Origin of the sequence: Acinetobacter sp. 22323 (assembly GCF_052044895.1) — a bacterium.
GTDB lineage: Bacteria > Pseudomonadota > Gammaproteobacteria > Pseudomonadales > Moraxellaceae > Acinetobacter > Acinetobacter schindleri.
Genome location: NZ_JBQEOL010000023.1, coordinates 22,989 through 41,138 on the forward strand (window position 1 = coordinate 22,989; position 18,150 = coordinate 41,138).

An 18,150-nucleotide genomic window follows, 5' to 3' on the forward strand; every position below is an offset into this window, starting at 1 on the left:
TTATTTTAGCGTTCGACTTTTAATACGGCTAAGAACGCTTCCTGTGGGATTTCTACGCTACCCACCTGTTTCATACGTTTCTTACCTTCTTTCTGTTTAGACAGAAGTTTTTTCTTACGTGACACGTCACCACCATAACACTTCGCCAATACGTTTTTACGCATCGCTTTTACAGTAGAACGGGCAATAATTTGTGCACCAATGGCTGCCTGAATCGCGACATCAAACATTTGACGTGGAATCAGGTCTTTCATTTTTTCAACCAGGGCAATACCACGGTGACGTGCATCCTGACGGTGACAGATCATCGCCAAAGCATCCACTTTGTCACCATTGATCAGGACATCAACTTTAACCAATGATGAACTTTCAAAGCGCACAAAGTTATAGTCCAGTGAGGCAAAACCACGTGAGCAAGACTTCAGTTTGTCGAAGAAATCCATGACCACTTCAGCCATTGGAATTTCAAAGGTAATGGATACCTGATTACTCATGAACTTCATGTCTTTTTGCACACCACGGCGCTCAACACACAAGGTCATCACATTACCCAGATATTCTTGTGGTACTAAGATATGACATTCTGCAATCGGTTCACGCAGGTCTTCTACTGTTGAACCGTCTGGCATTTTTGATGGACTGTCGACATAGATCGTTTGACCATTTTTCATCACCGCTTCATAAATTACAGTCGGTGCAGATGAAATCAGATCCAGATCGTATTCACGTTCTAAACGCTCCTGTACGATCTCCATATGCAGCATACCCAAGAAGCCACAACGGAAACCAAAACCAAGTGCATCTGAACTTTCAGGTTCAAAGAACAAGGCAGAGTCGTTAATCTGTAATTTTTGCAGCGCTTCACGGAAAGGTTCAAAGTCACTGGCATCAATCGGGAACAGACCTGCATAAACCTGAGGTTTTACCTTCTTGAAACCTGGCAATACTTCAACATCTGGAGTAGAGGCAAGTGTGATCGTATCACCAACTGGCGCACCAAAGATGTCTTTAATGCCCGCAATCACAAAACCTACTTCACCCGCTTCAAGAATATCGGTTTCGGTATGCTTTGGATTGAAGATACCTACTGAAGTAATGATGTGCGTCTGACCAGTTGATTTCATCAACATCTTGTCGCCTTTACGCACACGACCCTGTTTCACACGAACTAAAGACACAACGCCCAGGTAGTTATCAAACCATGAGTCGATAATCAATGCTTGCAGCGGTGCATCACGGTCACCTGTTGGCGCAGGAATCACATTCACCAGAGTTTCCAGCACACCTTCAATACCCAGGCCTGTTTTTGCAGAACAGGTCGGTGCTTCAGTGGCTTCAATACCAATGATGTCTTCAATTTCCTGAATCACACGTTCAGGTTCAGCCTGCGGCAAGTCAATCTTGTTCAGAACTGGCAATACTTCCAGACCTTGCTCAATTGCGGTATAGCAGTTTGCAACAGACTGTGCTTCTACACCCTGTGCTGCATCTACAACCAGCAATGCACCTTCACACGCAGCAAGTGAACGCGATACTTCATAAGAGAAGTCCACGTGTCCCGGAGTATCAATGAAGTTTAGCTGATATTCCTGGCCATTCGGGTGTGTGTAGTACAAGGTCACCGATGCCGCTTTAATGGTAATCCCACGTTCGCGTTCAAGTTCCATAGAATCGAGAACCTGAGCCTGCATTTCACGATCCTGCAAACCACCACAGGTTTGAATGAATCGATCCGCCAGGGTCGATTTACCGTGGTCAATATGCGCAATAATCGAGAAGTTACGAATGTTTTTAATATCAACAGATTTTTTAGCTTGCGCCATGGGCTACCTTGAGAAAAAAACGCGCCATGCAATATAAAGGGATTGCACAACAAAAGCCGAATAGAAATTGCCGAGGATTATAGCAGAATGCAGTTACAGAAAAAGAATTATATTTTCGTCGCTCATTCCACTACTTTGTTTGCCATGAAATCGCTCTAACCAAGTTTTGGCAATATCAGAGCGATTGTCATTAAATACATACAACCACATTTAAGTCTGCTTCATTGCTGATATTTAATCTGCCAGATACACCTGACTAAAATCCAAAGGATTGATATCTGCTAATAAGGGTTGATAAGCTTGGGTAAATGTTGGTGACATCCGCTTCGGACGACCAGTGGCAATTTCCACACAGGCCCATTGCGTACTCCCTGTAAATAGTAGACTCTGATCTGCCGGGCGATAGAAGGCATATTGGCGGAATGAATAGAGTGCATTGATATCATTTAACCAAGTACGCAAAATCAGCTCATCACATTCAAATGCTGCCTTACGATATTGCACATGATGCTCAACTGCGACCATAGCATGCTTTAGTTCCAGGTACTGCTCTAGACCCAAACCGATCTGTTCAATATGCGCGGTTGCAACATCCTGCATCCACTGCACATAGATCACATTATTTACATGCCCCAAGATATCAATATGTTCTGGTTTTACTGTTAACTTCAGGTCAAAAATACCCTTCACGCGTTTCTTATCCTTTAGATCATATAGCGACTTAGAGTCTACAGATTTTATTTGCAGGGTAAATTGCCAAATATTAAAAAAACCGCCTGAGTTCAGACGGTTTTTACCAACCAATGATGTGTCTATGAGACTCGCATGCCCACGATTACTCGCTGTCCTTGACGGATAAGTGTTACCCGCGCGACGCTGCCTTTGTTTAATTCAGATACAGTTTCTACAAACTGGTTGCTGTTCAGAACAGTCTTGCCATTAATATTGGTCACTACATCATTCGGCATGATACGTGCTTGTGCCGCAACTCCACCTGGACGCACATCCTGAATCACTACACCACCTTTGATGTCTAAACTACTCATTTCATTTGGTGTCAGGTTACGAATAGTGACCCCGATGACTGGTCCTTTGTTTGGTTGCGCCTGATTGCTGGCATTCGCTGGGGTATCGTCCGGTGCTGCACTTAAAGTGGCATTGATATTACGGCGTTTGTCATCACGCAATACTTCTAACTGGATCTGCTGTTTTGGTGCAGAACGGTTTAAGTAATTCAACAATTCACTGGTACGAGAAATATCAGTCCCGTTATATTTAAGAATGACATCTCCAGCCTGTAAGCCTGCTTTGGCCGCTGGCGAGTTGGGTGCAATTTGGGTTACCAATGAACCTTCCGGCTTAGACAGCTTATAAGATTCTGCCAGATTACGGTCAATATCTTGCAAGCTTACGCCCAGATAAGAACGGGTAACTTTACCATTGCGTTTCAACTGGTCAGCCACTTCCATTGCGACATCAATTGGAATGGAGAATGACAAGCCCATATAACCGCCAGTTCCACTAAAGATACGTGAATTCACCCCGACTACTTCACCGTGCTGGTTAAACAGTGGTCCACCAGAATTCCCCGGGTTTAAAGCTACGTCAGTCTGAATGAATGGCACTGCAGTTTCACCCATCATATTACGCATCTTGGCGCTGACAATTCCGGCAGAAGCCGAATAGTCAAAACCAAATGGTGAACCGATGGCGAGTACAGGCTCACCGACACGTAAACGCCCAACATCTCCCGTGCGTAATTCCGGGAAACCTGCACCATTGACCTTCAGTAAAGCCACGTCAGTACGTTCATCGCTACCTACAACTGTTGCATCAATTTCACGACGGTCATTTAAGGTAATGGTCACCTTGGATGCATTTTCAATCACATGGTGATTAGTCAGCAAATAGCCGTCTTTACTGATAAAGAAGGCGCTGCCATACCCTGTTTTTTCTTGAGGTGCACGTGGCTGAGGAATAATGACCTGATTACCAAAGAAACGGCGTAAAATATCTGGAATTTGTTGTTGTAATAGCTCTTCTTCGGACATTTTTTTAACAACATTGACACTCACCACTGCCGGACTGACTTGTGCAACCAGATTTGAAAAATCAACTGGAGTGGCTGCCCCCGCCTGCAATGCTGTCATTGTTAACGTTGCTGCAAATATTCCGTGTTTAACATCCAAGATTTTCATATATTTATTCACTCAAATGACTGATAAACCTATTTAAATTAGTTTTATCATAAACTATACAAAATTTAAGTAACGAAATGTTCTTATTCTACTTGCTGATATTATGCCATTTTTAAAGACTTAAGTTTCAGCTTTCATTACTTTTTTTCATAAATTTATAGGTAGATAAATGCTTGCCTTTTGTACAAAAAAGCGCTGTGATAGCCGGACTTTTTTTCAGTTAGCTGAATAGTCATGTCTAATTTACACACGACACATCATTTTGATGTGATTATTGTGGGCAGCGGCGGCGCCGGCTTAAGTTTAGCCTTATCTTTACCAGAACATTTTAATATTGCAGTTTTAGCCAAATCAACGCTTACGGATGCGAGTACATTTTATGCCCAGGGGGGTGTGGCAGCTGTACTTGATGAAATGGATTCTCTCGAGCAGCATATCGATGACACCATGATTGCCGGGGCACAATTGTGTGAAATGGATGCAGTCAAGCAGACCGTTGAAGGTGGCAAGCCTGCAGTCGATTTCCTGCTTAAGCATGGCGTGCAGTTCACACTAGATGAACAGGAACAACTGCATTTGACTCGTGAAGGGGGCCATTCTCAGCGCCGCATTATTCACGCAGCAGATGCTACAGGACGTGCAATTTCCACTACTTTGGTACAGCGCGCTCAAGAAAAGCAGAATATTCATATCTTTGAAAATTATATTGCGATTGATCTGATCTGCTCCAAAAAGCTTGGTCATGCAGATGAAAACCGGGCACTCGGCCTGTATGCATTGGATGAACACACCGAACAGGTACATACTTTCCTGGCACCATTTACTGCCCTAGCCTGTGGTGGTGCAATGAAGGCTTATCTTTATACATCTAATCCAGATATTGCCACTGGTGACGGTATTGCGATGGCTTACCGCGCCGGCTGCCGTGTCGCCAATATGGAGTTCAACCAGTTTCATCCAACCTGTTTATACCACCCGCAAGCGCGTTCATTCCTGATTACTGAAGCCATGCGTGGTGAAGGGGCATACTTACGTCTACCAGATGGTGAACGTTTCATGCTGCGTTTTGATGAACGTGCTGAATTGGCACCGCGTGACATCGTGGCGCGTGCCATTGACTATGAAATTAAACGCCTGGGGATTCGTCATGTCTGGCTGGACATTACCCATAAAGATGAAGACTTTATTAAAGAGCACTTCCCGACGCTGTATGCACGCCTATTAGAGCTGGGAATTGATATCACCAAGGAAATGATTCCGGTGGTACCCGCAGCGCACTATACCTGTGGCGGTGTGGTGGTTGACGAGAATAGTCAAACTGATATTGCTGGTTTATATGCTATTGGCGAGACTTCATATACCGGCCTGCATGGCGCGAATCGTATGGCCAGTAATTCACTGCTGGAATGCTTTGTTTATGGCATGAGTGCAGCCAAGCATATTCAGGAAAATTTTAAAGCGGATCAATCCGTACCTGAAGTCCCAGCCTGGGATGATTCACAGGTAACGAATCCGGATGAAGATGTAGTGATTCTGCAAAACTGGGATGAGCTGCGTCAGACCATGTGGAACTATGTAGGCATTGTCCGTACCACCAAGCGTCTGGAACGTGCCCTGCACCGGATTGAAATGCTGAAAAAAGAAATTACCGAATATTATCAGGATTATCAGGTCAGTAAAAACCTGATAGAACTGCGTAATCTGGTGCTGGTATCGGAGATGATTGTGCGCTGTGCTATGCAACGTAAAGAATCCCGCGGTCTGCACTATACCTTGGACTATCCGGAACAGTTACCTGAGTTACGCAAAACTGTACTGATTCCACCAAGTTTTAAAGTGGAACAGCCATTAGTGAATACAGCAGAAGTTTGAACACTTAATCATAAAAAACCGGATTTCATGATCCGGTTTTTTATTTGCTACATATCTTGATTGCGGCTTCCAAGATTTTGAGATAAATCTGAACTCATCACTTGAGTATAAGCATAACTATGGCGTGCAGTCTGATGTGAATAATGCTCATTAAGTCTCTCTAGCAGTTTTTTTCCGCAAGTGGATACAGCTTCTGTTGAAATAGCTGTCCATTTTATGGTCTGCGATTGCCATTAACCTTCCCAATCTTCCGGTCAATTGTGCCTCATTATTTGCGCAGGACCAGCTTTGTATCACCGCTCCCAAATCAGCTATATAAATAATAATTAAATCACAACTAATTGAATTTATTTATTTTTATCATTATGAAAAAAATATAGTTCTTTTATTTTATGTGATTAAGATACTGATTTAGGCGGAATCGAATAAGTTCCGGTGACATGTGCAACAGGTTCTTCCATACCTTCTGAATAGACCCAAACTTCCCCGACAATAAGCGCTTTTCCAACTTTTATCAGGCGACATTTTCCAATCAGATCACGCTGCCCATCCGGCTTACGCAAAAAATTAATATTGATATTGGTGGTGACAGCCAATCCCACCAGACCAATCTCTCCTAAAATTGCGATATACAAACCAAAGTCCGCGATCGTCATTATGGTTGGCCCAGAAATCGTACCACCTGGACGCAACTGACTATTACTCACACGGTAACGAACAGTTGAGGTTTGAGGCTGTATATCAATGACCTCACAATGCTCAAGACTTTGTGGAAATTCTACTTCTAAAAACTGCTGGATCTGTTCAAGTGTACTTTTCATAAAAAGTCTTCCATATTGAAAACAATATAGAAGATTTTTAAAAAATTGAACTGGTTTTAATCTGACTGCTCAGACCACCTGTAATTCTGCCATGGCTTGAGCAAAAACCTGCTCTGGAGCTTGAGTCGCATCGAGACGCTTCATACGTTGCGGATGACGCTGCCACAAAGTTTCATAACCGCTTCTTACTTTCTCAAAGAAAGAAACTTTCTCCTGTTCAAAACGATCCAGTGCACCACGTTCACGGGCACGGTTCATGCCTAGTTCAATTGGCGCATCCAGCCAGAAAGTGACATCTGGCATACGTGTCACGAAATTATCATTCAGCAAATTCAGCTTGGCTTCACTGAGTCCACGCCCTGCACATTGATAGGCAAAACTGGCATCAGTAAAACGGTCACACAAGACTATCTTACCTGCCTCAAGCGCAGGCAAAATAACCTGTGCTAGATGCTGTGCTCGTGCGGCATACATCAATAACAGCTCAGTGTCATTACACATGGCTTCTTCATGATTCACCGCCAGCAACAGTGAACGAATTTGTTCAGCCATCGGCGTGCCACCCGGTTCACGGGTCAACACCACTTCTTTGCCCTGTGCAACAAAATCATCATAGATACGACGAATGAGCGTGGTTTTCCCTACACCTTCAGTGCCTTCAAAGCTGATAAACATGCTCACTCCTTAATTTTTTGAACGTAAAACAGTGAGATATTCCTGCACTGCTCTATTGTGATCTTGTAGATTCGTGCTGAACTTATGCCCACCATTACCCGTTGCAACAAAGTAAATATTTTGTGAATTATCTGGATGCATCGCTGCTTCAATCGCTTTTTTGCTCGGCAGGGCAATTGGTGTTGGCGGCAAGCCTGAAATGGTATAGGTGTTATATGCTGTCGGTGTGCGCAGATCCTGACGGGTAATATTGCCTTGATATTTATCGCCCATGCCATAAATTACGGTTGGATCGGTTTGCAAGCGCATCCCCATTTTCAGACGGCGTACAAATACACCAGACACCTGCTCCAGTTCACTATCCAGACTGGTTTCTTTTTCAATAATCGAGGCCATAATCAGTGCTTCGTATTTATTCTGATAAGGCAAATCACTGGCACGGTTTTTCCAAGCCTCATCTAAAGACTGCATCTGATGACGATACAAATCTGTCAGAATCTTACGATCGGTTTCACCTTTGGCAAAGAAATAGGTATTCGGTGCAAATAAACCCTCAGGATGATCAAACGGAATATTTAACTCTTTCAACAATTGATCAGTTGGCAGATTTACTACTTCTTTCGTGACTAAATCATCTTTCTTTAAAGTATCGATCAGCTGTTTGAAAGTGGTACCTTCAATGACCAGAATACGGTTCATCTGGGCATTTTCCGAATTGGAAATCATTTCCAGCACCTGACGGATACTCATGCCATCGCGTACTTCATAAACACCTGCTTTCATCGTGTCATGAATGATGAAGCGCTGATAAACTTTCAAAAGGATCGGAAAGCTGACATGACCTTCTTTCGCCAGACGGTCAATAAAGCCAGAATAGGTATCCCCAGCACTGATCGCTAGCATCTGTTTTTTACCTTCAACCGGATAATCTCTAAACAGGCTGCTTTTGAGAATCACGGCCAAGATCAATACAAGACCCAGGACAACGACCAATACACCTTTAAGTGGAAAAGCTGATTTCGCTTTATTTTTCTTTTTTCGTGTGGATTTGCTGGCGGACATATTTTAAATGATCTGATGTAAATGAAGACGATGAAATAACTCAATACAGACTTCTGTATCCAGTGTTTTTTGTTCAAATTGAGTAACAATTTTCATAGGGCTCAGTGCATTGCAGAAGAATAGACTCTGAATAGAAGAAATTTCATTCAAATCCAGACTGCGCTGTTCACAAATAATGCCTTGCTGCAACATACGTTCCAGAATCTCGGCACGCATTACCCCGGTAACGCCATTATAGCGAAGTTCCGGAGTAATCCACGTGTTGTTTATCCTTAAAAAACAATTACTGCTCACCCCTTCAACAATTTCACCCTGCACATCACAAACCAGTGCTTCACTCCAACCCTGCTGATCTGCTTCCTGTTTGAGCATGACCTGCTCTAAACGATTCAGTGTTTTTAACCCAACTAATTGCGGCATACACAGACCAAGGGCAGTATTTAAGACACCACTTTCAATCTGCTCAAAGTGATGCTCATGAAGCATTTGCGGATAGTAATACAGCCAAACATCTGCTGGATGGTCTGGCAAGCTATAGCCGCGCTGGCCAATGCCCCGACTCAGAATAATTTTCAAGGTGCCGTTTAAGCTAGAAGTTAATTCACGTAATTGTTCTAAGGTTGCATCAATCAGGTTTAAGTCCGCTTGTAGCTGCATTTTCTGACTGCTTATATGCAGGCGTGATAAATGCCGTTCCTGCAGTTCAATACGGTTATTGCGAATCCGGGCTGTAGTAAAGCAGCCATCGCCATAATGAAAGGCGCGATCAAGCAAATCTATCTGATTGACTTGTTGTGCATTTTTAAAACACAGCATGATTTCCCACCTCTCAGGTCGATGTCACAGCATACAAAGCTATACTGCATCCACATATCTGTTTTACTCACATAAAATTCTTTTTTAATTATTTTTTATGTAAAAAAACTCCAGCTATTCTTGCCCCATCCAACAAAAACCAAGAACACTTGAGGCAAATATGAACGTCCGTAAATTAAAAATTGGGGTACTTGCAGCACTGATTTCAGCGACTGCATTTAGTGTGTCTGCAAAGGATTTTTTAAATGTATCCTATGACCCAACTCGCGAATTGTACGACAACTTTAACAAAGAATTCAGTGCTTACTGGAAAAAATCTACTGGCCAAGATATTAATTTTAAACAATCACATGGCGGTTCAGGCAAACAGGCACGTGCCGTGATTGATGGTCTGGATGCAGATGTCGTTACACTGGCTCTGGCAGCAGATATTGATGAAATTGCTAAACGTGGCCTGTTATCGGCAGACTGGCAGAAGAAATTCCCGCAAAACTCGACACCATATACCTCAACAATTGTTTTCTTAGTCAAAAAAGGCAATCCGAAAGGCATTAAGGACTGGGGTGATCTGGTTAAATCAGGTGTAGATATCATTACGCCAAACCCGAAGACTTCTGGTGGCGCTCGCTGGAACTACTTGGCAGCTTGGGCATGGGCAAAACACCAGCCAGGGGGTAATGATGCCAAGGCACAAGACTTTGTTCGCCAGATTTATAAACAGACAAAAGTACTGGATTCTGGCGCGCGTGGTGCAACAACGACATTTGCTGAACGCGGCATTGGTGATGTATTGCTGGCCTGGGAAAATGAAGCGCATCTAGCACTTCGTGAACAACCAGGCAAGTTTGAAATCATCACGCCTTCTCTGTCTATTCTGGCTGAACCACCTGTGGCAATTGTAGAAAAGAATGCCAAGAAAGATGGTAATGAAAATCTGGCTAAAGCCTACCTCAACTATCTGTACTCACCTGCTGGCCAAGCCGTTGCAGCAAAGAACTTCTATCGTCCTCGTAATGCAGCCGTGTTAAAGCAATACAGTCATGTATTTAAATCACTAAAACTAGTTACGATTGATAAAGAATTTGGAGGCTGGACTAAGGTTCAGAAGCAACACTTTGACAATGGCGGTATCTTTGACCAGATCGTAAAAGCAAACAGTGCAAAATAAAGTCTTATAAATGCAGCGTTAATGGCCTTATTTAATAAGGTCATTTTTGTTTCAGATACGTACTTATCCAATTATCTTTTATTTTCATATAAAATTCATTTTTAATTATTTTTTATGCATAAAGAATAAGTTTATTCTTCACTCATGTTACAAAACGTGTAAGAGTTTGAGGTTCACATGAGCATTACAACAAAATTAAAAATTGGGATTTTGGCTGCTGTTGTTTCAGCAACTTCTTTTGGTGCAGCAGCGCGGGATTTTCTGAATGTCTCTTATGATCCAACGCGTGAACTCTATGAAGATGTCAACAAAGAATTTGGCAAATACTGGAAAAGCCGTACGGGCCAAACTATTAACTTTAAACAGTCACATGGAGGTTCTGGTAAACAGGCACGTGCTGTGATTGATGGTCTGGAAGCTGATGTAGTGACATTAGCACTGGCTGCTGATATCGACGTTATTGCAGAAAAAGCCAAATTACTCCCTGCGGATTGGCAAAAAAAATTGCCTCACAACTCTACACCTTATACATCAACCATCGTATTCCTGGTGCGTAAAAGCAATCCAAAGAATATTAAAGACTGGGGCGATCTGGTTAAACCTAATGTCGCAATCATTACACCAAATCCCAAAACCTCTGGTGGGGCGCGTTGGAATTATCTGGCAGCGTGGGCTTATGCAAAACACCTACCAGGCGGTAATGATGCCAAAGCACAAGAATTTGTTCGCAAAATCTATAAGCAGACCAAAGTCCTAGATTCAGGTGCACGTGGTTCAACAACGACATTTGCTGAACGCGGCATTGGTGATGTATTGCTGGCGTGGGAAAATGAAGCGCATCTGGCACTTCGTGAACAACCTGGCAAGTTTGAAATCATCACACCTTCTCTGTCTATTCTGGCTGAACCACCAGTTGCGATCGTAGAAAAAACAGTAGCGAAAAAAGGCAACAAATACCTGGCACAAGGTTACCTGAACTTCCTCTACTCACCACTAGGTCAAGAAATTTCAGCACGTAACTTCTACCGCCCACGCAATGAAAAAGTACTGGCAAAGTACAGTCAGGTCTTCAAGCCATTAAAACTGGTGACGATTGATCAGGAATTTGGAGGTTGGGACAAAGTGCAAAAAGCTCACTTTGAAAATGGTGGCATTTTCGATCAAATCGTAAAAGCCAATACAACAAAATAAGTTTTGTATTGAACAGACAAGGAGCATTCACATGATACATACCCTCATTGTTCCAGGTGTTGGTGGCAGTGAACATGATCACTGGCAATCCTGGTTACAACGTGGCCTGATGCAATGCTCCCGTGTTCAACAGCAAGACTGGAACCATCCGGTACTGAATAGCTGGGTAACGCAGTTTGTCAAATCTGTACAGCAGATTGAAGATGATATTGAAATCGTAGCGCACAGCTTTGGCTGCCTGACCAGTCTTGCAGCGCTTGACCAGCATCCAGAACTTTGTCGAAAAATTAAAAAGCTGGTTCTGGTGGCTCCGGCCAATCCGGCCCGTTTTGGTGAAAATGGCTTTGCACGTGATAGCCAAACAGATTACAGCGCTTATTTCCATCAGCTCAAGCTTCCGGTTCCGACCATCATGCTGATCAGTGAAAATGATCCTTGGCTGAGTTTTGAAGATGCACATGCTTTTGCCAGATCCTGGAAAATCCAGCCGGTTAATCTGGGCGCCGTTGGTCATGTCAATGTTGCTTCGGGCTTTGGCCCCTTCCCTGAAATTAAACAATACCTGAATTCAGAAAACCCTATGCGCCATATCAGCAAATTTGATGAGAGCAAGTATTATTTTAAATTTGCATTTTAGATGTTGCAAATTATGCTTGTCGCAAATTTCATTTTTAATATTCGCTGGTTGTCTTCAATCAGCATTCTCTCTTTTGAGGAGTAATCATGTCGCAGCGATCCCGAGTGCTGCCAGGATTTGGTCTATCTCTAGGCTTTACCCTAGCGTATTTGTCATTAATCGTTCTTATTCCGCTGTCTGCCGTATTTATTAAATCGCTTGGCATTGGCTGGGATGGCTTATGGGAAATCCTGAGCTCTGAACGTATTCTCAAGTCACTTCAGCTGAGTTTTAGTGCCGCCATTATCGCAGCCCTGATCAATGTTGTTTTTGGTCTGTTACTGGCTTGGTGTCTGGTACGTTATAGCTTCCCAGGTAAACGTATTATTGATGCTCTGGTAGATTTACCATTTGCCCTGCCAACTGCCGTAGCCGGTATTGCATTAACTTCACTGTATGCACCTACAGGCTGGATCGGTCAGTATCTGGAACCAATAGGTATTCAAGTGGCTTATACCCCGATAGGTATTACCTTGGCGCTGATCTTTATTGGGATTCCTTTTGTGGTGCGTACGGTTCAGCCAGTACTGTCTGATCTGGAAACTGAACTTGAGGAAGCTGCTTCTGCGCTCGGGGCAAACCGCTTCCAAATCGTGACCAAAATTATTTTCCCGATTCTGCTACCCGCATTGATTACAGGCTTTGCCCTGGCATTTGCACGTGGCGTGGGTGAATACGGTTCGGTCATCTTTATTGCCGGTAACCAGCCGTTTAAAACGGAAATTGCTCCGCTGATGATTATCTCGCGTCTGGAAGAATATGACTATGCGGGTGCAACCACGATTGCTGTCGTGATGCTATTGATTTCATTTGTGATGCTGTTCCTGATTAACTTATTACAAGCTTGGGCTAGCCGTCGCACAGGGAGAACTGCACGATGAGTTTAAATACCAACAGCAATGCACTTGCTGAAAAGCTGCAATCCCGTGATGCAACTCGCGAGCCAAAATGGGTACGTTATACCCTACTCACAATTGCGCTGATCTTCTTTTTAAGTTGCCTGATTCTGCCTTTGGTATTGGTCTTTGTTGAAGCGTTCAAGCAAGGCGTCGGCGTATATACTCAGGCACTGGTTCATCCAGATACATTATCTGCGGTGAAACTAACGCTATTAACTGCTGCAATTGCAGTACCGTTAAACGTAGTATTTGGTGTGGCTGCTGCTTGGTCAGTGGCGAAGTTTAACTTCCCGGGCAAGTCTATCCTGACCACGATTATCGATATACCCTTCTCGGTATCCCCGGTCATCGCCGGTATGATGCTGGTGCTGATTTTCGGTACCCAAGGCTGGATGGGTAGCTGGTTAATGGATAATGACATTAAGATCCTGTACGCCGTACCCGCAATTGTTTTGGCCACCATCTTTATTACGGTACCTTTCGTAGCGCGTGAATTGATTCCTTTAATGGAAGCTCAAGGCACCGAAGAAGAAGAAGCTGCAATTGTACTCGGTGCATCAGGCTGGAAAACCTTCTGGAAAGTGACCCTGCCAAACATTAAATGGGGTCTGATCTATGGCGTGATTCTGTGTAATGCACGTGCCATGGGTGAGTTCGGTGCGGTATCAGTAGTATCTGGTCATATCCGCGGTGAAACCAATACTTTGCCGCTACACGTCGAAATTCTCTATAACGAATATACCTTTAGTGCTGCGTTTGCTGTGTCCTCGCTCCTGGCTCTCCTCGCAATTGTGACCTTGGTGCTTAAAACTTGGGTAGAAATGCGCCAGGAAAAACAAAACAAACGTAATGACGATTTAACAGTTTCTTAAGGAATGCCTACATGAGTATTCAAGTTAAAAATATTGAAAAACACTTTGGTGCATTCCATGCACTGAATAATATTTCCCTGGATTTCCCGGATGGCCAGCTAGTAGCTCTTTTGGGTCCTTCAGGCTGTGGTAAAACCACCCTGCTGCGTATTATTGCTGGTCTTGAATCTGCAGATGGTGGTCAGGTCATTCTGGAAGGTCAGGATGCAACTAATGTCCATGTGCGTGAACGTGAAGTCGGTTTTGTATTCCAGCACTATGCGCTGTTCCGTCATATGACAGTGTATGACAACGTGGCATTTGGTTTACGTGTTCGCCCACGTTCAACCCGTCCATCAGAGACTGAAATCAAGAAACGTGTCACCCGTTTACTGGATCTGGTACAACTCGGCTTTCTGGCAGATCGCTACCCTGCTCAATTGTCTGGTGGTCAGCGTCAGCGTATTGCGCTTGCGCGTGCCCTAGCGGTTGAACCACGCGTACTATTACTAGATGAACCTTTTGGTGCGCTAGATGCCAAAGTGCGTAAAGAACTGCGTCGCTGGTTACGTACCCTGCATGATGAGCTGCATATCACTTCTATTTTCGTGACGCATGATCAGGAAGAGGCACTGGAAGTTGCAGATCAAATTGTGGTGATGAACAAAGGGAATGTCGAACAGATTGGTTCACCACGTGAAGTATATGAAACTCCGAAAACGCCATTCGTGTTCGACTTCTTGGGTCAAGCCAACCGTTTCGAAGGTCAGAATAATGGCGGCATCATTCAGTTGGGTGAAGATCGCATCCAATTTGATGCGGCACAACAGCATCCACAAGGTGATGTAATTGTATTCGCCCGCCCTGATGAACTGCGTATCTCCGCTCAGCCACAGGACAATGCAATTCAGGCGACCTTTATTCGTGAATTATGGATTGCCGGTAAAGTCGTTGCAGAACTGAATGACCGTCAGGGTAACCTGATTGAAATTTCACTGACACCTGAAGAAGCACGAGCGCATCAATTCCGACCAAATCAGACTGTATGGTTAAGTCCACTTAACCTGCATTTATTTGCAAATCAGGTTGCTTAAGACACATTCAGATGGGGCCATTTCAGCCCCATCCGCTTATAGGGTATATAGAAAATGAATTTCCAACAATTAAGAATTATTCGAGAAACTGTTCGTCAAAACTTTAATTTAACTGAAGCTTCTGCAGCACTGTATACCTCACAATCGGGTGTGAGCAAGCATATTAAAGACCTGGAAGATGAACTTGGTGTACAGCTGTTCATCCGTAAAGGTAAGCGTTTACTCGGTCTGACTGAACCAGGTCAGGCATTACTCGGGATTGTGGAACGCATGCTGGTCGATGCTGACAATATCAAACGTCTGGCAGATGACTTTAACAAGGTTGATGAAGGGACATTGACCATTGCGACAACGCATACCCAGGCACGTTATGTATTACCGCCGATCGTAAATCAGTTCAAAAAAGAATTTCCAAAAGTTCATCTTATTCTGCAACAGGCCAGTCCGGTTGAAATTACCGAAATGCTGCTACAAGGTGAAGCAGACATCGGGATTGCGACTGAAGCCTTAACGACTGAAGATAACCTGGCCAGTGTGCCGTACTATAACTGGCAACACAGCATTATCACGCCTCAAAACCACCCATTAACCAAGAAAGATAATATACGTATTGAAGATCTGGCGAATTATCCGATCATCACTTATCACGGTGGTTTTACAGGCCGTTCTAAAATCGATACCGCTTTTGAAGAAGCAGGTTTTGATGTGGATATCGTAATGTCCGCCCTAGATGCCGACGTAATCAAAACTTATGTAGAGCTGAATATGGGTGTCGGTATTGTCAATGATGTGGCATACGACCCAGAACGTGATTATCGCTTAAAACAAATTAAAACTGATATTTTTGGTGTAAATACAACATGGATTGCTGTACGTAAAGGCCATTTATTACGTGGTTATGGCTACGAATTTATCTCGCTTTGCTCTCCAGATGCAGACATTCGAGCACTAAAAAAAGTAGCTTATCCGGATGACTAATCTATAAAATCTAAGTAAATGAAATGAAGCTTTTTAGCCTCTTTTTTATGTTTTTTTCAAGTAAGTATTTCTTGAAACACAGGCATAATTGAGCTTCAGAGTAATATTTAAAAATTAAGAACCTTATGGACTTTTAGCTTGATATATTGAAGTAAGATTAAACACATAAATTAATTTAATAACTTGATAGATATAAAAAAACGAGCCAAAGCTCGTTTTTTTATTAAATCGAATAATTAGAAACGGAAGCTTACACCTAGCTTAGCCACTGGAAGCCATTCATATTTATCATCATTACGTACTTCATTGATATGATCAGCAACTAACTGAGCATCTTCCGGTGCTCCACCTGTAGTGCGTACATTGGTAACATTAGGATTACCAGTATAATAAGCACCTACTTCACCAAATACACCCCAACGGTTGGTAATTGCTGGTGAAAAGCCGATACCGAGATAAGGCGCAATTTCGTTACTGTAATCTAAATCATAACCTAGGCTGGTTAAACTAGTTTCATTACCATCTATTTCAATAGTACCGCCATCATTACGCGCAAGTAAACCATATTGCTGATCAATATAACCTACACCAGCTGCAACATAGAACCAGTTCGCCCAAGGACGGATTTCAGCATTTAAATAAACCAGATTGTTGTCCATATCGACATCGTAGTTGACATCATCTACTTCAATATCATCTGACCAAGAGATATCACCGCCGTTATAACCTAAGGTTACACCTACATATGGGTTAGCGCTCCAAGAGATTGCACCACCGTAACCAGTAGTACCGACTTCAGCACGAACAGCAGCAGGTTTGAAGAAAGAGAATTCAGCAACGCCTTCGTCGGTTACAATGACTTCATCAGCTGCCATGACAGAAGTGGTTGCTGCAGCAAGTACAGACAGCGCAAAATATTTAGCAAAAGTTTTCATCTATGTCTCCTCAAAAAAATTATTTTTAACGTTTTTACTCTTCGTTATGCCTGCATCTTAATTCACAATCTGATCACTCTTTATTCAAGTTTTGCTGAGTTTATGTAAACTTTTGATACATTTGATGCCTTTTATATGATTTTCATGAGGTTTTTTGCACAGTCACCTTAATTGGATGCTTTTACTAGAAATTTTCTATTTATTGATTAAATCATGAGCTATATAAATATAATATTCATTAGACCTCTTTCATAAATCATTTTTTGCTCAGTTCCAAGTTGTAGATTCCAGCGATTAAATTGAATCTCAAACCAAGCCTTTTACCTCTATTTCGATAACGCTCAGCAAGGATTTTGAAGGTTTTCAGGCTGCCAAATACATGCTCAATTCCGATTCTTCTTTTATTGATTTCCTGATTATAGATTTTCAATTCAGGATCCAATTTACAGTGTCTTTTGGCTTTTAATGGCAACAGGCTATTCGGATACAAAGTATAAATCCCCTGATAGCCTTTATCTGCAAGGATAAAAGCCCCAAAAGGAATCTGGTTTAAATTGCGTTTGAACAACTCGAAATCATGCACTGCACCGCGACTGGTACATAAACTCAGAATTTGCTGAGTTTTGTAGTGAATCATGGCCTGTACTTTAAAGGTATGGGTCTTTTTCTTGCCGCTATAGCTTTTCTTCTGTTTTTTTAGGCCTTTGGATTGGAATTTCCGTGGCATCCACGATCACAACATTCCAGTCGATGCCTTCGCCCTCGGGTAAATCTTTGGGTAAATTAAACAGATTGGACCGAATCAGGCAGTCTTCAACATGACGGACAATTCTTGAGGCTGTGGGCTCTGAAACCCCGTAACTCGTCGCAACGTGAAATAAGGTTCGGTATTCCCGCCAATAGCTCAGACAGAGCAGAACCTGATCCTCCAGGCTTAACTTGGGCGGTCTGCCTTTGGCAGAGACATGCTTCTGCAATTGCTCAACCATCAAATAGAAAGTTGACCATGAGATGCCTGTGTATCGCTTGAACTGAGGATCAGAAAGCTTGTTTGAATCGATGTATTTCATCCGCAGATTATGCACGAATGC

The 18,150-nt window shown here is 43.0% G+C and carries 18 protein-coding genes; 8 read left to right on the forward strand and 10 right to left on the reverse strand.

Annotated elements, in window-relative coordinates; all coding sequences use genetic code 11:
• Positions 1 to 5: 5 nt before the first annotated feature.
• From lepA to ACTJIX_RS13375, 3 genes are all read right to left on the reverse strand, one after another.
• Positions 6 to 1,823 carry a translation elongation factor 4 gene (lepA, locus tag ACTJIX_RS13365; protein WP_004815191.1) on the reverse strand — a complete coding sequence of 606 codons (1,818 nt, stop codon included), beginning with the start codon at positions 1,821 to 1,823 and terminating at the stop codon, positions 6 to 8.
• A 234-nt stretch (positions 1,824 to 2,057) separates the two neighbouring features.
• Positions 2,058 to 2,513 carry an acyl-CoA thioesterase gene (locus ACTJIX_RS13370; RefSeq protein ID WP_440611526.1) on the reverse strand — a complete coding sequence of 152 codons (456 nt, stop codon included), beginning with the start codon at positions 2,511 to 2,513 and terminating at the stop codon, positions 2,058 to 2,060.
• Between the two features lie 122 nt (positions 2,514 to 2,635).
• On the reverse strand, positions 2,636 to 4,021 hold the full coding sequence (locus ACTJIX_RS13375) for a Do family serine endopeptidase (RefSeq protein WP_004815187.1): 1,386 nt from the start codon (positions 4,019 to 4,021) through the stop codon (positions 2,636 to 2,638).
• Positions 4,022 to 4,249: 228 nt separating this feature from the next.
• Here ACTJIX_RS13375 and nadB point away from each other — a divergent pair, with 228 nt between their 5' ends.
• Entirely contained in the window at positions 4,250 to 5,893 is a 1,644-nt protein-coding gene (gene nadB / locus ACTJIX_RS13380; protein WP_262478309.1) for an L-aspartate oxidase, read from the forward strand.
• A gap of 398 nt (positions 5,894 to 6,291) precedes the next feature.
• On the opposite strand, the gene ACTJIX_RS13385 is transcribed toward nadB, so the two are convergent.
• The 4 genes from ACTJIX_RS13385 to pabC form a co-directional block, all read right to left on the reverse strand.
• Complete coding sequence (locus tag ACTJIX_RS13385; protein ID WP_262467060.1) at positions 6,292 to 6,714, reverse strand: PaaI family thioesterase; 423 nt, start codon at positions 6,712 to 6,714, stop codon at positions 6,292 to 6,294.
• A gap of 69 nt (positions 6,715 to 6,783) precedes the next feature.
• Positions 6,784 to 7,389: a dTMP kinase gene (gene tmk, locus ACTJIX_RS13390; protein WP_262467059.1), complete on the reverse strand. Its 606-nt coding sequence runs from the start codon at positions 7,387 to 7,389 to the stop codon at positions 6,784 to 6,786.
• A 9-nt stretch (positions 7,390 to 7,398) separates the two neighbouring features.
• Positions 7,399 to 8,451: an endolytic transglycosylase MltG gene (mltG, locus tag ACTJIX_RS13395; RefSeq protein ID WP_008307628.1), complete on the reverse strand. Its 1,053-nt coding sequence runs from the start codon at positions 8,449 to 8,451 to the stop codon at positions 7,399 to 7,401.
• 3 nt (positions 8,452 to 8,454) lie between these two features.
• Positions 8,455 to 9,267 carry an aminodeoxychorismate lyase gene (gene pabC, locus ACTJIX_RS13400; protein WP_004815176.1) on the reverse strand — a complete coding sequence of 271 codons (813 nt, stop codon included), beginning with the start codon at positions 9,265 to 9,267 and terminating at the stop codon, positions 8,455 to 8,457.
• 160 nt (positions 9,268 to 9,427) lie between these two features.
• Between pabC and ACTJIX_RS13405 the strand changes: the two genes are divergently transcribed.
• The 7 genes from ACTJIX_RS13405 (at position 9,428) to ACTJIX_RS13435 (ending at position 16,124) form a co-directional block, all read left to right on the forward strand.
• Positions 9,428 to 10,435, forward strand: a complete 1,008-nt coding sequence (locus ACTJIX_RS13405) for a sulfate ABC transporter substrate-binding protein (RefSeq protein ID WP_262467058.1) — start codon at positions 9,428 to 9,430, stop codon at positions 10,433 to 10,435.
• 177 nt (positions 10,436 to 10,612) lie between these two features.
• The gene (locus tag ACTJIX_RS13410; protein WP_262467057.1) at positions 10,613 to 11,626 is read left to right on the forward strand and encodes a sulfate ABC transporter substrate-binding protein; all 1,014 of its coding nucleotides are present in this window, start codon (positions 10,613 to 10,615) and stop codon (positions 11,624 to 11,626) included.
• A 31-nt stretch (positions 11,627 to 11,657) separates the two neighbouring features.
• Complete coding sequence (locus tag ACTJIX_RS13415) at positions 11,658 to 12,263, forward strand: RBBP9/YdeN family alpha/beta hydrolase (protein ID WP_262467056.1); 606 nt, start codon at positions 11,658 to 11,660, stop codon at positions 12,261 to 12,263.
• A gap of 86 nt (positions 12,264 to 12,349) precedes the next feature.
• Positions 12,350 to 13,183: a sulfate ABC transporter permease subunit CysT gene (gene cysT / locus ACTJIX_RS13420; protein WP_004815168.1), complete on the forward strand. Its 834-nt coding sequence runs from the start codon at positions 12,350 to 12,352 to the stop codon at positions 13,181 to 13,183.
• Positions 13,180 to 14,073, forward strand: coding sequence for a sulfate ABC transporter permease subunit CysW (gene cysW / locus ACTJIX_RS13425; RefSeq protein ID WP_004892240.1), 894 nt, complete (start codon positions 13,180 to 13,182; stop codon positions 14,071 to 14,073). Before cysT ends, cysW begins: the two co-directional genes overlap by 4 nt.
• Positions 14,074 to 14,084: 11 nt before the next feature.
• On the forward strand, positions 14,085 to 15,146 hold the full coding sequence (locus tag ACTJIX_RS13430; RefSeq protein WP_103800262.1) for a sulfate/molybdate ABC transporter ATP-binding protein: 1,062 nt from the start codon (positions 14,085 to 14,087) through the stop codon (positions 15,144 to 15,146).
• A 54-nt stretch (positions 15,147 to 15,200) separates the two neighbouring features.
• Entirely contained in the window at positions 15,201 to 16,124 is a 924-nt protein-coding gene (locus tag ACTJIX_RS13435; RefSeq protein WP_004815164.1) for a CysB family HTH-type transcriptional regulator, read from the forward strand.
• 236 nt (positions 16,125 to 16,360) lie between these two features.
• Here the strand turns inward: ACTJIX_RS13435 and carO are convergent, their stop codons facing one another.
• The 3 genes from carO to ACTJIX_RS13450 form a co-directional block, all read right to left on the reverse strand.
• On the reverse strand, positions 16,361 to 17,059 hold the full coding sequence (carO, locus tag ACTJIX_RS13440; RefSeq protein ID WP_103800261.1) for an ornithine uptake porin CarO: 699 nt from the start codon (positions 17,057 to 17,059) through the stop codon (positions 16,361 to 16,363).
• Positions 17,060 to 17,315: 256 nt separating this feature from the next.
• Complete coding sequence (locus ACTJIX_RS13445; protein ID WP_004815324.1) at positions 17,316 to 17,786, reverse strand: IS5/IS1182 family transposase; 471 nt, start codon at positions 17,784 to 17,786, stop codon at positions 17,316 to 17,318.
• Positions 17,734 to 18,150: transposase family protein (locus ACTJIX_RS13450; protein ID WP_048882114.1), on the reverse strand; the 417-nt coding region annotated here is incomplete at its 5' end. The genes ACTJIX_RS13445 and ACTJIX_RS13450, both read right to left, overlap by 53 nt.

Excerpts from the sequence above, each read along its gene's own strand:
- ACTJIX_RS13385 (WP_262467060.1), bottom strand. The coding sequence starts at position 6,714 with ATGAAAAGTACACTTGAACAGATCCAGCAGTTTTTAGAAGTAGAATTT.
- ACTJIX_RS13415 (WP_262467056.1), top strand. The coding sequence starts at position 11,658 with ATGATACATACCCTCATTGTTCCAGGTGTTGGTGGCAGTGAACATGAT.
- ACTJIX_RS13445 (WP_004815324.1), bottom strand. The coding sequence starts at position 17,786 with ATGCCACGGAAATTCCAATCCAAAGGCCTAAAAAAACAGAAGAAAAGC.
- ACTJIX_RS13405 (WP_262467058.1), top strand. The coding sequence starts at position 9,428 with ATGAACGTCCGTAAATTAAAAATTGGGGTACTTGCAGCACTGATTTCA.
- ACTJIX_RS13435 (WP_004815164.1), top strand. The coding sequence starts at position 15,201 with ATGAATTTCCAACAATTAAGAATTATTCGAGAAACTGTTCGTCAAAAC.
- ACTJIX_RS13375 (WP_004815187.1), bottom strand. The coding sequence starts at position 4,021 with ATGAAAATCTTGGATGTTAAACACGGAATATTTGCAGCAACGTTAACA.
- tmk (WP_262467059.1), bottom strand. The coding sequence starts at position 7,389 with ATGTTTATCAGCTTTGAAGGCACTGAAGGTGTAGGGAAAACCACGCTC.
- pabC (WP_004815176.1), bottom strand. The coding sequence starts at position 9,267 with ATGCTGTGTTTTAAAAATGCACAACAAGTCAATCAGATAGATTTGCTT.
- cysW (WP_004892240.1), top strand. The coding sequence starts at position 13,180 with ATGAGTTTAAATACCAACAGCAATGCACTTGCTGAAAAGCTGCAATCC.
- carO (WP_103800261.1), bottom strand. The coding sequence starts at position 17,059 with ATGAAAACTTTTGCTAAATATTTTGCGCTGTCTGTACTTGCTGCAGCA.
- mltG (WP_008307628.1), bottom strand. The coding sequence starts at position 8,451 with ATGTCCGCCAGCAAATCCACACGAAAAAAGAAAAATAAAGCGAAATCA.
- ACTJIX_RS13430 (WP_103800262.1), top strand. The coding sequence starts at position 14,085 with ATGAGTATTCAAGTTAAAAATATTGAAAAACACTTTGGTGCATTCCAT.
- cysT (WP_004815168.1), top strand. The coding sequence starts at position 12,350 with ATGTCGCAGCGATCCCGAGTGCTGCCAGGATTTGGTCTATCTCTAGGC.
- ACTJIX_RS13410 (WP_262467057.1), top strand. The coding sequence starts at position 10,613 with ATGAGCATTACAACAAAATTAAAAATTGGGATTTTGGCTGCTGTTGTT.
- lepA (WP_004815191.1), bottom strand. The coding sequence starts at position 1,823 with ATGGCGCAAGCTAAAAAATCTGTTGATATTAAAAACATTCGTAACTTC.